The sequence below is a fragment of the Undibacterium paludis genome, from assembly GCF_022568815.1.
GTDB lineage: Bacteria > Pseudomonadota > Gammaproteobacteria > Burkholderiales > Burkholderiaceae_D > Undibacterium.
Genome location: NZ_JAKZHX010000001.1, coordinates 650,215 through 666,469 on the forward strand (window position 1 = coordinate 650,215; position 16,255 = coordinate 666,469).

General features: G+C 53.8%; 19 protein-coding genes. 14 read left to right on the top strand and 5 right to left on the bottom strand.

Annotation, left to right across the window (positions count from 1 at the left end; genetic code table 11):
• Positions 1–166: 166 nt before the first annotated feature.
• Positions 167–421, top strand: coding sequence for a DUF1161 domain-containing protein (locus LZ463_RS02895; protein WP_241453667.1), 255 nt, complete (start codon positions 167–169; stop codon positions 419–421).
• Positions 422–460: 39 nt separating this feature from the next.
• Here the strand turns inward: LZ463_RS02895 and LZ463_RS02900 are convergent, their stop codons facing one another.
• Complete coding sequence (locus LZ463_RS02900) at positions 461–988, bottom strand: GNAT family N-acetyltransferase (RefSeq protein WP_241453668.1); 528 nt, start codon at positions 986–988, stop codon at positions 461–463.
• An 18-nt stretch (positions 989–1,006) separates the two neighbouring features.
• The gene (locus LZ463_RS02905; protein ID WP_241453671.1) at positions 1,007–1,348 is read right to left on the bottom strand and encodes a hypothetical protein; all 342 of its coding nucleotides are present in this window, start codon (positions 1,346–1,348) and stop codon (positions 1,007–1,009) included.
• Between the two features lie 331 nt (positions 1,349–1,679).
• Between LZ463_RS02905 and LZ463_RS02910 the strand changes: the two genes are divergently transcribed.
• From LZ463_RS02910 to LZ463_RS02955, 10 genes are all read left to right on the top strand, one after another.
• Positions 1,680–2,198: a hypothetical protein gene (locus tag LZ463_RS02910; protein ID WP_241453673.1), complete on the top strand. Its 519-nt coding sequence runs from the start codon at positions 1,680–1,682 to the stop codon at positions 2,196–2,198.
• 178 nt (positions 2,199–2,376) lie between these two features.
• Entirely contained in the window at positions 2,377–2,721 is a 345-nt protein-coding gene (locus LZ463_RS02915) for a DUF1840 domain-containing protein (RefSeq protein WP_241453675.1), read from the top strand.
• 4 nt (positions 2,722–2,725) lie between these two features.
• Positions 2,726–3,631 (top strand): alpha/beta hydrolase, encoded by a 906-nt coding sequence (locus LZ463_RS02920; RefSeq protein ID WP_241453677.1) that lies wholly within the window; start codon positions 2,726–2,728, stop codon positions 3,629–3,631.
• A 180-nt stretch (positions 3,632–3,811) separates the two neighbouring features.
• Positions 3,812–5,233 carry a 16S rRNA (cytosine(967)-C(5))-methyltransferase RsmB gene (gene rsmB, locus LZ463_RS02925; RefSeq protein ID WP_241453679.1) on the top strand — a complete coding sequence of 474 codons (1,422 nt, stop codon included), beginning with the start codon at positions 3,812–3,814 and terminating at the stop codon, positions 5,231–5,233.
• Between the two features lie 56 nt (positions 5,234–5,289).
• Complete coding sequence (locus LZ463_RS02930) at positions 5,290–5,877, top strand: DUF4390 domain-containing protein (protein WP_241453681.1); 588 nt, start codon at positions 5,290–5,292, stop codon at positions 5,875–5,877.
• Entirely contained in the window at positions 5,874–8,225 is a 2,352-nt protein-coding gene (locus LZ463_RS02935; protein WP_241453683.1) for a sensor histidine kinase, read from the top strand. Before LZ463_RS02930 ends, LZ463_RS02935 begins: the two co-directional genes overlap by 4 nt.
• Positions 8,226–8,429: 204 nt before the next feature.
• Complete coding sequence (locus LZ463_RS02940) at positions 8,430–9,152, top strand: response regulator (protein ID WP_241453685.1); 723 nt, start codon at positions 8,430–8,432, stop codon at positions 9,150–9,152.
• Between the two features lie 2 nt (positions 9,153–9,154).
• Positions 9,155–9,535 (top strand): GTPase, encoded by a 381-nt coding sequence (locus LZ463_RS02945; protein WP_241453687.1) that lies wholly within the window; start codon positions 9,155–9,157, stop codon positions 9,533–9,535.
• 161 nt (positions 9,536–9,696) lie between these two features.
• Positions 9,697–9,954 (top strand): BTH_I0359 family protein, encoded by a 258-nt coding sequence (locus LZ463_RS02950; protein WP_241453688.1) that lies wholly within the window; start codon positions 9,697–9,699, stop codon positions 9,952–9,954.
• 424 nt (positions 9,955–10,378) lie between these two features.
• Positions 10,379–11,407 carry an adenosine deaminase gene (locus LZ463_RS02955; RefSeq protein ID WP_241453691.1) on the top strand — a complete coding sequence of 343 codons (1,029 nt, stop codon included), beginning with the start codon at positions 10,379–10,381 and terminating at the stop codon, positions 11,405–11,407.
• Here LZ463_RS02955 and LZ463_RS02960 read toward each other — a convergent pair.
• Complete coding sequence (locus tag LZ463_RS02960) at positions 11,389–12,147, bottom strand: SDR family oxidoreductase (protein ID WP_241453693.1); 759 nt, start codon at positions 12,145–12,147, stop codon at positions 11,389–11,391. The two genes, LZ463_RS02955 and LZ463_RS02960, sit on opposite strands and share 19 nt — an antisense overlap.
• Before the next feature lie 109 nt (positions 12,148–12,256).
• Between LZ463_RS02960 and LZ463_RS02965 the strand changes: the two genes are divergently transcribed.
• Entirely contained in the window at positions 12,257–13,177 is a 921-nt protein-coding gene (locus LZ463_RS02965; RefSeq protein WP_241453695.1) for a helix-turn-helix transcriptional regulator, read from the top strand.
• A 13-nt stretch (positions 13,178–13,190) separates the two neighbouring features.
• Here LZ463_RS02965 and LZ463_RS02970 read toward each other — a convergent pair whose 3' ends face one another.
• Positions 13,191–14,357 (bottom strand): NAD(P)/FAD-dependent oxidoreductase, encoded by a 1,167-nt coding sequence (locus LZ463_RS02970; protein ID WP_241453697.1) that lies wholly within the window; start codon positions 14,355–14,357, stop codon positions 13,191–13,193.
• A 17-nt stretch (positions 14,358–14,374) separates the two neighbouring features.
• Positions 14,375–15,421, bottom strand: a complete 1,047-nt coding sequence (locus LZ463_RS02975; protein WP_241453699.1) for a GlxA family transcriptional regulator — start codon at positions 15,419–15,421, stop codon at positions 14,375–14,377.
• 114 nt (positions 15,422–15,535) lie between these two features.
• Between LZ463_RS02975 and LZ463_RS02980 the strand changes: the two genes are divergently transcribed.
• Together LZ463_RS02980 and LZ463_RS02985 are read left to right on the top strand one after the other, a co-directional pair.
• Complete coding sequence (locus tag LZ463_RS02980) at positions 15,536–15,811, top strand: tautomerase family protein (RefSeq protein ID WP_241453700.1); 276 nt, start codon at positions 15,536–15,538, stop codon at positions 15,809–15,811.
• Positions 15,808–16,239, top strand: coding sequence for an MAPEG family protein (locus tag LZ463_RS02985; protein WP_241453702.1), 432 nt, complete (start codon positions 15,808–15,810; stop codon positions 16,237–16,239). Before LZ463_RS02980 ends, LZ463_RS02985 begins: the two co-directional genes overlap by 4 nt.
• Positions 16,240–16,255: the final 16 nt, after the last annotated feature.

The following is a 16,255-nucleotide window of genomic DNA, read 5'->3' on the forward strand; positions in this document are numbered from 1 at the left end:
TCATATATTTCTGTCAAAAACATCGCGGAAATGTTACGGTTTTATTGCTATCAAACAAACGCACAACAATAGCTTTTCGTAAACGGCGAAATCGGAAAGGCAGATGCCAAATCAATGCCCTGTCTCCTTTTTCGTCAGATGCCAAGCACAGAAAGGGAGCACATCAATGAGAATAAGCGTTTTGATCAAAGGCCTGGCAATCAGCGTGTTGCTCTGCACCACACCGGCGTGGGCAGAAATCACTTCTTGTGAAACCATTAAAGACAAGGTAGCTGCCAAGCTTGAGCGTAAAGGTGTCAACAATTACACCCTGGAAGTTGTATCAAAGGATACGGAAACCAAATTACGCGTCGTTGGCTCTTGTGAAGGCGGCAAGAAAAAAATCATCTACAAAAAAACCAAGGGCAAAGCCGAAGAATAATCCCTCTGGCCGCGCCTACGTATCCTGATCGGACCTGTTTCAGGTCTGGTCGCTCTGGATTGCGCCCGTCAACTCCCTGTACATATATGTTGCCAGCCCGGTATAGCTGCCCAGCTTTGCCCGTTGGTCCTCGTCAGGGTCTTCGAATTCAGCGAAACCCAGGCGCTGCCAATAGGTCTGCGTGCTCTGCACTGAAACCAGGCAAGCATACCGCCATCCTTGCCGGCGCGCATAGTCAAGCGCAACATCAAGCAGCAAGCTTGCCACACCACGCCCACCATGCCGGGGCTCCACGGCCATGTCATGCAGGTAAAGTGCATTGGCCGGATCAGCGACCGCGAATTCATGCCCCAGAGCAGAAATCCTGCCAGCCAGGGACGGGTAAGCCGCCAGATAGGCAATCACCTGGCGGCCTTCTTCCGCCACCCAGGCGGTTGCGGGTGCTGCAGCCAGGCGTGCTGCAAGTACATCCTCGGCTTCTACCATGGCGGGGACATAGGCGAATGTCTGTATCCGGAAAACTGCAGCCAGATCTGCTGCCTGCATGGGGCGCACCAACACTGTCATGCCTGATCTGCTTCGCTCTTATTTTTCTGACTTGGCGCTGGCGGAGGAACTTGCCTCTTCCGCTTTTACCGGTATTTCTGATTTTGCCAGCTCGGGTTTGACCACTTCTATCTTGTTTTCACGCATATAGTCATTCATTTCTTTCCAGCCTGCATAAACTGCCGAGCGTGACGCGTCCGGATTGAGGGCATAGCAATCTTCGATCGCCCGGCCAGCATGACGGCAGGCACTACCGGTCGCACGCGCATCTGACTCGCGTGCCGCGGCCTCTCTGGCTGGATCAGGCAAGCCCAGGCGGTCGCAAGCAGTCAGCGATGTCAACATGAGCAGGGAAATGCCAACAATAGTAGGGAATGACATCAAAGCACCAGAAAAATTGAAATAAACCGCACCGCGCAACCCTTATATGATAACCCAGTGTACATCCTGGCAGAGCAGCTTGAATGCACGGGCAGATGGCAAAATACCTGCCAGTTCAGCAGCTTGGCAGCTTATTGCGAGACATACGGAGATAAAAACGCATAAAGCCATTATCATGTCGGCTGCCAGGGAGTGTTGACGTCAAACCTCTCTGGCAGCCAACGTGCGAATATGCACAGGCAAAAGAGTCCATGCATGTCTGCCCATTATTGAACTGCATGACCTTTACGGCAAGAAATGCCGCAAACATGAATACTATCGAGCAAATTTAATGATGTCCGCTTCCAAACTCCCTTCCCTTGGCCGTCTGTTCCTGCTTGCAGGCGTTTTTTTTGCCGCCGCCTGCAGCCCCAAATTTGACTGGCGTGACGCCCGCGGCAGCGACGCCCCATACACCATATTAATGCCCGGCAAGCCCTTGAGCGATAGCAAGGACTTGCAACTGGAGGGTGTAAGCCTGAAGATGCACATGCTGGCTGCAGAAGTCGAAGGTATCAGTTTTGCGGTTGGCAGCACCAAAGTGGATGATGCAGCCAAGGCCGGGCAGATCATGGCAGCCATGAAAAATGGCATGATCAAAAATATACAGGGCACAAGCGACAGCACCAAAACCATAGCGCCAGACATGGTGGAAGTACGCGGCAAACTGGGAAATGGCACACCGGTACTGATGGTAGGACGTTTTCTGACACACGGCCCCTGGGTCTATCAGGTGATACTACTGGGCCAAGAAAAAAACATCAAGCCTGAAGTCATCGACACCTTCATGACATCTTTCAAGGCAAATTGAATCAACAATCTGACACAATAATCTGAAACGACAAATACGCAATTTGGGATTATTATATAAACAGCGGGACAGGCATGGCGTATGCAGCAAATACCATATTGGCATCTGGTGCCTGATGTTGCCTGGTATTGCCTGATCTCTGCGCTTTCACAATCCTTTTACAAAAGGGGAAAAGTTCATGCTGATCACGTTTAAATCCAAAGCTGCTACCGAAATCACCATGTACAAGGAACACGCGCGCCGCATCCTGGATCTGCTGCACAAAGACGTGGAGCGCGGCATTATCACGCCTCCTGAATTACCTCAGGCGATACAAAAAATCGAAGCTGCTGTTGCAGAAAGCAAGGCCCACCCTATCTCTGACGAAGTCAGCCGTGATATTAACGCCCACCATAATGAAAATGGTGATGACAACGAGCACGAACAACCAGAGCCTGTGAGCTTTGCGACACGGGTGTTCCCCGTACTGGAAATGCTGCACGCAGCCAATAAAATGCAGCGTGAAGTGATGTGGGGCGTATAAAACCATGACTTCCCACGTAGACAATACCAGGGAATTCGAACTCAAGACCGACGACGGCCAGGCATTGTTTATACGTGACTGGCCACTCGCCGGCAGTAATCATCAGCAATTACAACAGGGTGTGGTCATCATGCATGGCCTGGGCGAACACTGTGGCCGCTATGCCCATGTTGCCAGATTTTTCAATGCCCTCGGTTTTGTGGTGCGCAGCTATGATCATCGCGGTCATGGTCAGTCTGACGGCGCGAGCGGTGACGTGCCCGACTCGACCTGCCTGTTGCGTGATGCGCAAGTGGTCATCAATGATTTCAGCCAGCAGTTGTCAGGGCCGCCGATCTTGCTGGGCCATAGCATGGGCGGCCTGTTCGCTGCCCGTTATGCTCTCGAACAATTATCCCCTTTGCGTGCGCTGATATTGTCTTCACCGGCGCTGGCAATACGCATGTCGGCCTTCCAGCATGGTTTGCTGAAGGTGGCATCGAGCCTGATACCCGGGGTGGGCCTGCCGAATGGCTTGCAAACCCGTTACCTGTCCCATGATGGCGAAGTCGTCATCGCCTACCAGAATGACGCCCTGGTGCATACACGCCTGAGCGCCCGCCTGCTGACGAGCATGTTGCAAGCCATGGATTTTTGTCATGCACATGCCGCTGAACTGAATATTCCATTACTACTGATGGTGGCCGGCGATGATCACCTGGTCGATCCCGCAGGCAGTCGCCGTTTCCATGAAAAACTGACTGGCAGTGCAGTCAGTTCTGCAGCCAGTTTATATAGCGCTCATTACTATCCAGAGTTTTATCACGAAATATTTAATGAACTCGATGCCACCAGGGTTTTTGATGATTTGCGTACCTGGCTGGAATTACAAAAATTTACCCCTGTAGAAGTTATCCAGCAAGCGGCCTGAAGCAGATTGCAAAGTGGTGCGCGTCCAGTAAAAAGCCTGGGGTAAGCGGCAAGGCTGTTACACTACGTGCCCAAAGCTGGGATCGCGCTGTCGTTTTGTGTTGCGCACCTGGTTGGCGTATCCGCATAAAATTGCTATAAATGCATTTATGCACAGTAATCGAATTGATTGAACAAGAATATGCAAGAACAACCAAGAAAAATCCTGGGCAAACCTGCCAAACCGGGCCGTACCACGGCAACCAGGGCAAACACCGCGCCCGTGGCGGCAGAATTCCAGTCCGTTGATGTCAAGCTTGACTCCCTGGCTTTCAGCCTGACCGGTGCAGCACAGGCAGTTGCCTATGTATTGGAAGGCACGGCCCTGCCCCAGGCCCTGTCGCGCGTATTCGCACAAACCAACACCCAGCCACAGGCCCGCGGCGCCATCCAGGATATTTCTTACCGCACCATGCGCCAGGTAGGCCGGGTCGATGCCCTGCTCAAGGTCATGACCAACAAGACGCCAGAGCCGGCGCTGCTCTATGGTTTGCTGTGTTGCGCACTGACTTTGCTGGTTGGTAATGACGGCGATGAAAGTCCGGCCTATGAAGAATTTGTCGTGGTTGACCAGGCGGTCACTGCTGCGACGTCCAGTCCGCACATGGTATTTGCCAAGGGTATGGTGAATGCGGTCTTGCGTCGTTACCTGCGTGAAAAAGACGAATTATTGAAGCTGGTCATGAAGCAACCGGCAGCAGCCTGGAATTACCCGCAATGGTGGGTAGACCAGTGCAAGGCGGCCTATCCGCAAGACTGGCAAGCCATTTTACGATGTGGCAATCATGCCCCGCCACTGACTTTGCGTGTGAATCAGCGCATGGGCACCACCGCCGCCTACCTGCAGCTATTAGCCAATCAGCAGATTGCTGCCAGCCAGATTGGCCCGTTTGCCGTACGTCTGGCCAGGCCCATACCTGTGCAACAGATACCAGGTTTTAACGAAGGCCGGGTCTCGGTACAGGATGCTGCAGCCCAGCTGGCAGCTCCCCTGCTCGATGTACAGGACGGTATGCGTGTGCTGGATGCCTGCGCCGCGCCCGGTGGCAAAACCTGTCATCTGCTGGAAATGGCCGACGTTGAATTGACGGCGCTGGACACCGATCCTGCCCGTATCGCCCGCATCCATGAAAACCTGGCGCGCCTGAAACTGTATGCCAGCATCAAGGAAGGGGACGCCAGCCGCCTCAACTGGTGGGACACCCAGCCGTACGACCGCATACTGGCCGACGTGCCCTGTACCGCTTCTGGTGTAGTACGCCGTCATCCCGACAGTCGCTGGCTGCGGCGCAAGACCGATGCCGCCCAGCTGACTGCCCTGTCAGCCCGCATACTCGACAATTTGTGGCGCACGCTGAAACCTGGTGGAAAGATGCTGATGGTCACCTGCTCCATCTGGCCCATGGAATCAGAAAACCAGGCGACCGCCTTTGCCAGCCGCAACGCTGCAATACGCCTTGATGCACCTGGGCAACTGCTCCCGACAATAGCCACGACGTCCGAAAGCAACAACGAACATGACGGTTTGTTCTATGCATTGTTTCAAAAACCACTGCAAAATTAACGAATGCCAACAAGTTCAAGCTATCATTAGCAGACTTTTGTTTTCGCATTGATTGCATGATCCGACGTTTCGCTTCCCTGCTGCGCCAATTTAGCCTGACTTTGATGTTGGCGATATTGGCATTGGCGTTCGTCCCTGCCGTCCAGGCTGCGGATGTGGAAGTAAAGTCAGCCAGGGTCGAGGCCAGTGATGAAGGTTACCGTCTGGCTGCGAGCTTTGCCCTGGAGCTCAGCGACGGCCTGCGCAAGGCCATCAGGGATGGCATCCCGGTATCATTTACCACCGAAGTCGAGCTGACACGTTCACGCTGGTACTGGGTGGATGAAAAAGTCGTGCGCAGTGAATATACCGTCAGGATTGCCTATAATGAATGGACCCAGCAATATACGGCGACCATCAACAATGGCCTGCAGCAGACTTTCCCCTCTCTTGATGCGGCACTCAATCTGGTCACGCGGCCCAACCGCTGGCTGATTGCCGACAAATCCATCCTGGCTGCTGGCGCCAACTACAATGCGGCTGTGCAATTGCGCATGGGTTTGAGCAAGATCCCCATGCATTTGCAGATACCGAGCTTCAATGACAGTCACTGGAGTCAAAAGACCGAGTGGAAGCGTTTTTCCTTCAAGGCTGACGACAAGTGACAAGATTTTTGCGGTATGCCCTGATTATCGGCGGTGCTCTGATGAGCATCCTGCTGTTCTTCCTGACCACGGTATCAGAGAATTCAGCCCGCTTTGAACACAATTATGAATGGCTGCTTGATGCCAATGCCATCGTTGCACTGGCGCTGCTGATTCTGGTCCTGACCCTGGTATTGCGACTGTTCCGACGTTTCCGCGCCAAGGAATTTGGATCACGCCTGATGACCAGGCTGGTAGTCCTGTTTGCCCTGGTCGGTATTTTGCCGGGCAGCGTGATCTACCTGGTATCGGTGCAATTCGTATCGCGTTCCATTGAATCCTGGTTCGACGTCAAGGTGGAATCAGCACTCGATTCAGGCAAGAACATGGGCCTGACGGCGCTTGACTTTTTGCTGGCTGACCTGCAATCCAAGGCCAATGACATGGCATCCGAGCTGTCTGATCCTTCAGAAAGCTCCATGTCCATCCACTTGTCACGCCTGCGTGAACGCATGCAGGTACAGGAGGCCACCATCGTCAACAGCAAGGGACGTCTGATTGCATCAGCCAATGAAAACGTCGACAGCCTGCTGCCGGAACTGCCTACCCAGGAAATGATCAGACAGGTCAGACTCTCGCGTTTCTATGCCGCCAGGGATGAAAAAATCATTGGCGGGAATCAGGACATGGCCGTTGCATCCAGTGGTGTCAGCACATCGGCACCGGCGACAGAGCCTGTGCGCCTGCTGCGTTCACGTGTGGTGGTACCGCTGACGGTGAAAAATGGCTGGATTTCCCTGCAAAATGAAGCCTTGTACCTACAGTTGATACAACCCGTACCGACCAACCTGGCCATGCATGCCGAAGCCCTGAGCAATGCCTCGCGCGAATACCAGGTGCGCTCCATTGGGCGCGTCAACCTGAAAAAGATGTACATCATCACCTTGACGTTGACGCTGATGCTGGCCATTGTCGCCGCTATCACCAGTGCTTTCCTGATTTCGGGTGAACTGGCCAGACCCTTGCTGCTGCTGGCAGAAGGTACCAAGGCAGTCACTGAAGGTAATTTCTCACCGCGCCCCATCGTAACCAGTACGGATGAACTGGGCAGCCTGACCAAGTCTTTCAATACCATGACCAGGCAGTTATTTGACGCCCGCGCCGCCGTTGAAAAAAACCGCAATGAACTGGAAAATGCCAAAGCCTACCTGGAATCGGTGCTTGCCAACATGTCGGCCGGGGTAATGGTGCTGGATCAAAGTGGCCATCTGGTAACCTGTAATGAATCGGTGGAACGCATACTGCAACGCAAGCTGGAAAATGAAATCAACCGGCCGCTTGCCGACATCGACGGCATGCAGGCATTTGCATCCGCCATTTCCAAGGCGTTTTCCGAGCAGCATGCACAGTCAGCCGCCGGCGGTGAAAACGAGAGGGAACAGCATTGGCAACAGCAGATAGAAGTACCGCGTCCAAACGCCGGCAAGCAAGTCACCGTAAATGATGCAAACTCGCAGGCGACAGAAGATGAACAAAGAATCACCCTGCTGGCCCGCGGCTCCCACCTGCCTGTCGCTTCAGGCAGTGGCTATGTGGTGGTATTTGATGACATCAGTAATATCATTTCTGCCCAGCGCTCGATTGCCTGGGGTGAAGTGGCACGACGTCTGGCACATGAAATTAAGAATCCGCTGACCCCCATACAATTATCGGCTGAACGCCTGCAAATGAAACTGCAGGACAAACTCAGCGAAACCGATGCCTTGATACTCAACAAAAGCACCACGACCATCGTCAACCAGGTCACTTCCATGAAACGCATGGTTGATGATTTCCGCGATTATGCGCGCACTCCGCCAGCCGTATTGATGACCCTGGACCTGGCAGAGCTGATCGATGAGGTGCTGCATCTTTACCTGGCAGGCGATGGCCGTGATGCCATCAAGCTCACACTGGCACCCGATTTGCCAAAAATCATGGGGGATGCCACCCAGCTGCGCCAGGTAATTCACAATCTTTTACAAAATGCCCAAGATGCCGTCGCCGACAATGTCAAACCGGGTTTTGTGCCGCGCATAGACGTCATCACCGATGTGGTGCGCTATACTGGAACTGACCAGGTCGCTCACTCTGCGGTACGCCTGTCAATTATCGATAACGGCCCCGGATTTTCCAGCAAAATCATGGCACGTGCCTTTGAACCCTACGCCACTTCCAAGCCGCGCGGCACCGGCCTGGGACTGGCGATGGTGAAAAAGATTATCGATGAGCATGGCGGTAGAATCGATATTCAAAATCGCAGCGATACAAACGGTGCAAAAGTAGCGATTTTGCTGTTAAAGTTAGCACCGGATTCAAATACGGTATAAGTTATACCTGTTTGCAGATGGTGAATCACCTGATGTTCCCATTAGAGGAATACAGATAAAAGCAGAAGGGTTGTTTTGAAATTGATGAGTCAGCCAGAGACTGTCGTCATGGCCATTAACACCTGGCGTCACGACCATCAAAAGCTGAGCGTTGAACGGCAAGAAGCATCCCAGAAAACATAGAGGCGGTAATAGGGTAGATTTATGGCAAACATATTGGTCGTAGATGATGAAATGGGTATCCGGGAATTGTTGTCTGAAATTCTCGGCGACGAAGGTCATGTAGTTCAACTTGCTGAAAATGCGCAGCAGGCACGTTTGGCCAGGCAGGAAGCCAGGCCAGACCTGGTTTTGCTTGACATCTGGATGCCGGATACGGATGGCGTCACTTTATTAAAAGAATGGCAGCGCGACGGCTTGCTGACCATGCCAGTGATCATGATGTCAGGTCATGCCACCATAGATACAGCGGTCGAAGCGACCCGGATAGGCGCCTTGAACTTTTTGGAAAAACCAATTGCCTTGCAAAAATTGTTGAAAGCCGTACAGCAAGGTTTGACACGCAGCACGGAAGCACCAAAACCGGCTGCACCGGCCCTGCGTGTGATCAGCAATGAAAATACTGGTGGCGCCGGCATGTCAGGCAGTTTCGGCAATACTGCCCCAGCGTATGAAGCCAGGCATTTTTCGGCAGCGCAACCGGTAGCAGCTGCACCGAACAACCAGTTCGCCAGCCTGTCTTTCGACCTGCCCCTGCGCGAAGCCAGGGATGCCTTTGAACGTATTTATTTTGAATACCACCTGAACCGCGAAGGCGGCAGCATGACCAGGGTGGCAGAAAAAACCGGTCTCGAACGTACCCATCTGTATCGCAAACTCAAGCAGTTGGGCGTCGAATCCATGAAATACGCCAAACGCGGCGAGTAAGTTTGGTCGTCGCAAGTTTGCCCCAGGCCAGGGCGCAACTGCATCTGCATCATGGCGGCAGTTATTCATCCCGGGAGGCGGCCATAGCTGCCGCCCTCTCCAACCTGCCAGAAAATCAAACGAGTGTCGTTATACTTGAAGGCTTGCCTGCCGGCCAGGATTTGCTACAGCCTGGCCCACATTTACATATACACCGCATTGCCCCCGGATGCTTTTGTTGCATAGGCAACATCAGTCTGCGTGTCACCCTGAACCGCACCCTGCGCCAAAAACCTGCTCATATCTTCCTGTCCATCGCCACAGATGAACATCTTGACAAGTTCAAAGCAAGTTTGCTGGAAGCGCCCTATACTGAATTACTGGAAATCGTCACCAGCTTGTGAACCAATGTTAAGCGCACTAAAGTCAGGGGGTTGCCTTGCCGTAATAATTCACAGCAGCACATCATTTGAATTCACTTGAATTTCGCTGTCACCAGCATCATGTACGCACCATGAACGGTTAACCAGAGGAAATAATCCTCTTGCCAGAAAGGATGCATAAAATGAATCTCATCTATAACAGCGATCAATACAGCGTCATCGAATATGGCGCAGATACTGACCACGAAGCCCTGCGCTTTGGCGGTTACGAAATCACTGACAAGGCAGTACGCCGCGAATGGTTCATCGGCGGCCCGCTGGCCATCAATTTCCGCAAAGACGTTACTGAACTGATCGCCTCCGAACCCAGCATAGAAGAAATCGACGATTTCCTTGGTCAGTTCGATGGTTATATGGGTCAGAGTGTACTGCTGCACTAAGAGCAAGCGTTTTTACGACTGGCAGCACACTTGTGCCACAAGGTACTGATACTGATGGATACTCATCTGCGCTTTGTTTTTACCATGGAAGATGGCAGGTGAGTATCCAGTGCGCCAAACAATGACAGAATATCGGCACGCTAACACCTTGCAGGCCTGATAAAATCCGCACCGTCGCCCTGACAAACCATACTGCCGCGCAGTTCGCTGCGGTACAGATCACAGCAGTACTGCTCAATATACGGCGGTCTATACATAACATCACCAGGTTTTGATATGCTGATAAAAATGCAGTGATATCTTGGCTTATCGCTTGAGTGATGGCATGAATGATAGCCTGACGCTCTTTTCCCGGACATTTTCTGATACATGCTCAAGTTTTCATGGAGCAAGATCAATATAAACACCCAGACAGGTTTGACAAATGAGTACTGACTTGCACGACTTTATCCGTGGCCTGCCAAAGGCAGAATTGCACCTGCATATAGAAGGTTCGCTAGAGCCTGAACTGATGTTTGCCCTGGCACAAAAGAATGGCGTGCAACTGCCGTATGCGACCGTCGATGAAGTCCGCGCCGCCTATGATTTTGAAGACTTGCAGTCCTTCCTGAACCTCTACTACGCCGGTGCAGCGGTATTGCAGACCGAGCAGGATTTCTTTGACCTGACGCACGCCTATATACAGCGTGCCCTGGCTGATAATGTGCGCCACGTCGAATTATTCTTTGATCCGCAAACCCACACTGCACGCGGCATCGCCATCAGCACGGTATTCGCCGGCATCGCCCGTGCCCTGCGTGAAGCACGTGCAAGCCACGGGTTTTCTGGTGCCATGATATTGTGTTTCCTGCGTCATCTCAGTGAAGAAGATGCTATCGCCACACTGGAAGCCGCCCTCCCCTTGCGTGACGCCTACGCCGATCTATGGACGGGTGTAGGCCTGGATTCTGCCGAAGTCGGCAACCCGCCAGAAAAATTCACGCATGTTTTTGCCCTGGCCCAGGCCATGGGTTTTCACTTGGTGGCGCATGCCGGTGAAGAAGGGCCACCAGCCTATATTCACAGCGCACTGGATGTCCTGCAGGTAGAACGTATAGACCATGGTGTACGCGCAGAAGAAGACCCGGCCCTGATGGCCAGACTGGCGCAGAGCCGCATGCCTTTGACAGTCTGCCCACTATCCAATCTCAAACTATGCGTGGTCAAAGACCTGCGTAATCACAACCTCGCCCGCATGTTGCGCGCCGGTTTGTGCGTCACCATCAATTCTGATGACCCGGCGTATTTTGGTGGCTATATGAATGCCAATTACATCGCCACCGCGGATGCGCTGGAACTGGGCAAGTCAGAACTGCTGGAACTGGCACACAATGCTTTTGAAGCTGCATTCGTCACACCTGAACAAAAGCAGATCTGGTTTGATGAGCTGACAGATTACGCAAGGGCAAACTGAGAAGCGCCGGCCAAAGCCACAGCGTCGGCACCGGCAGCAATACGTATTGGACAAGAGATGTCATTTGCTGCGCGCCACACCGCCTCTGCCACATCCAGCGCCTGCGTCACTTCAGTCGATTCTGCCCAGCCAGCAAAAATGCGCTGCGCCAGTTCAGCATAAGCCAGTGGTATGCCGGTCTGCATTCTAGGGGCTGCATTTTCGCCGAAACGTGTCGCCGGAGCGCGCCCTGGCAGCACCAGTTTGACCCGTACATTGAATTGCTCAAGCTCCAATGCCAATGATTCACTGAATGCATTGATGGCAGCCTTGCTTGCGGTATAGACGGCAAGCAGGGGAAGAGATTTCAAGGTCACGCTTGATGTGATATTGATGATGACACCGTCCCTGCGCTGCCGGAACTGTGGCAGTACCGCCTGCGTCATCGCTATCGTACCCAGGGTATTGGTTTCGAAAATATCGCGAGCGGTCGCCATGGTCGTGCCCTCGAGTGCACCCAGCATGCCTATGCCAGCATTATTGACCAGCACATCAATCTCCCCTGCTGTCTCGACAAGCTGGCGTATGCTGTCCGGCCTGGTGACATCAAGCGCCAGCACGCGCAGATGTTTGGAAAGCGGCAGGATATCTGCACGTGGTGCGCGCATGGTCGCAATGACTTGCCAGCCACGCTCGAGAAAATATTGGGCCGTTACCAGGCCAAAACCGGATGAGCATCCGGTGATGAGTATCGTCTTCATGATGACTCCAGAAAGTAATTTGCGGAAACCAGACTATAATCAGTCAGGTTCAGACTTTCTATAATTTATAATCCATTTTTCATTTGCAATAGTCCAGAACAATCCCATCATGACAGATCCACTTGCCGAGGTTGTCACACTACTGCAGCCGCAAGCCCGCTTCTCGAAAGTTGTCAATGGTGCAGGATCATGGCGGGTTCGCCGTTCTGAATCAGGGCAGACTTTCTACTGCGCCATCCTGGAAGGTTCCAGCCTGTTGATGGCAGACGGTCTCGATACCATTGAACTCAGCCAGGGTGACTTTGTGCTGATCCCCGCCACCCATGGTTTCACCATGTCCAGCCTGACACCAATGAGCACAGGGGATGCCGACACCGAACCGGTAGCGCTACTGCACGGTGAATTCAGGCTCGGCACACAAAGCGGACCGCCGGAAGTCATCTTGCTGGTCGGTCACTGCACTTTTGCTTCACCGGATGCAGCACTGCTGGTATCGTTGCTGCCGCAACTACTGCATGTTCGTGGAGAAAGCAGGCTGACCACGCTGGTACAACTGGTCAGTGAAGAGTCGCGTGCGCAACGACCGGCGCGCGATGTCATCCTGGCGCACCTGCTGGAAGTGTTGTTCATTGAAGCCCTGCGCTCAATGGCAGGGAGTAGTGCGTCACCCGGCCTCTTGCGCGGACTGATGGATGAACGACTGGCCATCGCACTGCGCTGTATACACGCCAATATCAATCAGCCCTGGACTGTTGCACAGTTGGCCAAAGAGGCGGCTCTGTCCCGTTCCAGTTTTTTCGAACGTTTCCATTGTGCCGTCGGCGTCTCCCCCATGCAATACCTGCTGACCTGGCGCATGGCTTTGGCAAAGCAACTGCTGATGCACAAGACAGGCAACGTTGCTGAAGTGGCCGAGCGGGTGGGCTATGGTTCTGCCAGTGCGTTCAGTGTGGCCTTCACCCGTCATGTCGGAATACCGCCTGCCCATTTTGCCAGAGCATCCCTGCAGGCACAGCCGTTGGCAGAATGACGCCAGGCAGAGATCAAATCACATTCTTTTCCAGCAGCGGCCGCTTCCTGAGCAGCCGCTGCGCTGACAAAGGCGACAGATCAATACTGCTGTAAGCCCCCTCGACCAGCAATTCCGCGATCCCCCGACCGACTGCCGGCGCATGCTGCATCCCGTGACCACTGAAGCCATTCGCCAGTATCAGGTTGGCCAATTGCGGATGGGCGCCGATGACGGCATTCTGGTCAAACAAATTGTATTCATAGTAACCCGCCCATGCTCTTTGCATGCGCAGGGCCTCAAAGCCTGGTACCCTGCCTGCCATGATTTCCCAGACGGTATCGAACTGTTCGTAGTCGACTTCCAGTGGTGCATCGTCACTATCATCTTCGGGCGGCAGGCCGCAGATCCAGTACTGGCCTTCTGGCCGCAACCACAATCCCGAAGGATCAATGATCAGGGGACAAGCCGGTGTCTGTGCCGGGCTAGACACAACGAAGACGCTGCGCTTGCGGCCTACTACCGGCAAATCAAAACCGGTATCTGTCAGCAAAGGCCGCGCCCAGGCGCCGGCAGCATTGACGGCATAATCGCAAGCGATCATGGCGCCATCTTGCAAGCTTACCCCACGCACCTGCCCTGCTGCATGCGCAAATCCCTGCACGTCAGCCTGCACATAACTGACACCAAGGCTGCGCGCCTTGCGTCTGAATGCCATCAATAAACCATAGCCGTCAAACCAGCCTTCACCAGAGAGGCCAAGTGAAGCCAGCGCCAGATCATCCACATTCAGCCAGGGAAATTTTTGCGCCAGCGCCTGCGGCTCCAGCAAGGCAACATTAACCTGCTCAGCCTTTTGCAGCAGGTGATTGTCGCGCAAGACCGCAGCGCCGGCCTCGGTCGCCAGGTACAGGTAGCCATGTTCGGTCAGACCAAGTTCAGGTACGTCATCATCGACCGCCAGGTGCTGGTGGATATCGCGCATGAATTCAAAACCGAATTGCGACATATGGATGTTCACCGGCGTACTGAATTGCTGACGTATCGAGCTGGCCGACAAGGCCGAGGAAGCATGGGTATAAGTGGGGTCGCGCTCAAGCACGGTGACCCGGCCGTCAAAATGGGGATGTGCTGCCAGAAAATAAGCGATGGCGCTGCCAATGACACCACCACCGACGATGACAATATGTTGTTGAGCCATGAAACCGCAATCCCTGTTCAGAAGCGCAAGCCAAATCTGCGCCGGTAATCCTTGGGCGTGACCTGCGCCCATTGCTTGAAGATTTTACTAAAGCTCGACACATCTTCATAGCCGCAACGCGCAGTGATGTCTTCCATGGACAGACGGGTAGTTTCCAGCAGCGCCTTGGCCCGCTCTACCCGCAGTTGCTGTACATAATGAATCGGGCTCAGGTTCATTGCCTCCTGAAAACGCCTGAGCAGGGTACGCTGGCTGACATGGCAATAGCTGGCCAACTCCGCCATGTTCCATTGCTGGTCCAGACGCTGGTTCAACCAGCGGCGTGCACGCTCGATAACGGCATGCCCCTGGTCCTGTACCATGGCCTTGGCGACATAGGGGGCCTGGCTGTTACGGTTGGCGTCGACAACCAGTATCTTGGCAGTCAACTGGCGCAGTTCTTCGCCACCAAAATGTCCGACCAGCCAGAGCGCCAGGTCAATATAAGAGGTCACGCCGCCTGATGAAACCAACTGACCATCCTGGACGATCAGTTCTTCCGCCTCCAGTACCACATCCGGGAATTTTTTACGAAAATATGCACTGAGCCACCAACTCGTAGTCGCACGCCGCCCTTTCAATTCGCCGGTCCTGGCCAGCAGGCTGGTACTCGAACAACTGGAAATCAGCAAGCGCTCAGACAGCAGATAGTCACGGACCAGTGCCTGTTCAGGTGCCAATGCATCCATCAGGCTGTCGAGCTGACGCGTATCACCATGGTCTATGCCGGGCACCATCAGAGCATCCAGCGACTCTGCCAACGCATCGCTGGCATCAAAGTGCAAGCCCCCGACTTCCTGCCTGAGCTTGCCGCGCGCGCTGACCCAAAGTGTCTCGAAGCGCACGGAAGCAGTCGCTGCCGGACGTATGCGCGCCAGGGTATTGGCAATTGCAAACACATCCAGCGGCATCACCGCCCCGCTACGCAGGCAACCCGGATAAACCAGGATGCCTATGCGTACTGTCCGTGCATATGCAGTCTGCTCTTCAGCAGGCGCAGGTGTTTTATTGTCACTGATCGTCATTTGGCCGAATTAACCTTTTATTTGTCGATTCAGCCAATGGTACTCGCTTTCCGAGGGCGGCACAATCAAGTCTCTTTCAACCAGATCGCACTGCGATCAAACACAGGAGCCTGTATGCCCTTCGTCCAGATACACACCATCAAAGGAATGCTGAACCCCGACCAGAAGCAACTGATGCTGGAAAAAATCGCTGCTGTCATGGTGGAAATTGAAGGTGCGGGGGACCCCGACTTCAAGAAATCTGTCTGGATCAACATCCATGAAAGCGAAGCAGAATGCTGGTCCATGGCGGGCATGCGTCCAAGTACCAAGCAGATTGAACAATTTCTCGCTGTCAGGAATGCCCAGGCCGCCAAACCGCAACAGGCAGAACAGGGAGCGAGCAAATGATACACCTCCCCGCCCTGCCAAGTTTTGTCATGGCCTTGCTGGCCCTGTTCCTGAAAACCACTCTGGTCAGTGGCTTGCAGATTGTCACCCGAGTACGTAGCCGCCGCTATCTGTTGCCTGAAGATGCAGGCATGGCGGGGCTGCGTCCGGTTGAAGCCGAAGCGGAGCTGGTACAGCGCTGCGCCAGGGTCTGGCGCAATGATGTGGAAAACCTGCCCCTGTTCCTGGCGCTGGCCCTGAGCTATGTCTTGCTTGGTGGAGAGCCGTCCAGTGCCAACTGGCTGTTTGGCAGCTATGTGCTGATACGTTATCTGCATACCGCTGTGTACCTGCGCGGCCTGCAACCCTGGCGCGCCATGCTTTATATTGCAGGCATGCTGGTGTGCTGGATGATCGTTTTGGGTATCTTGCACCAGATTCGCTTGTAAAGCGGTATGCTGATAT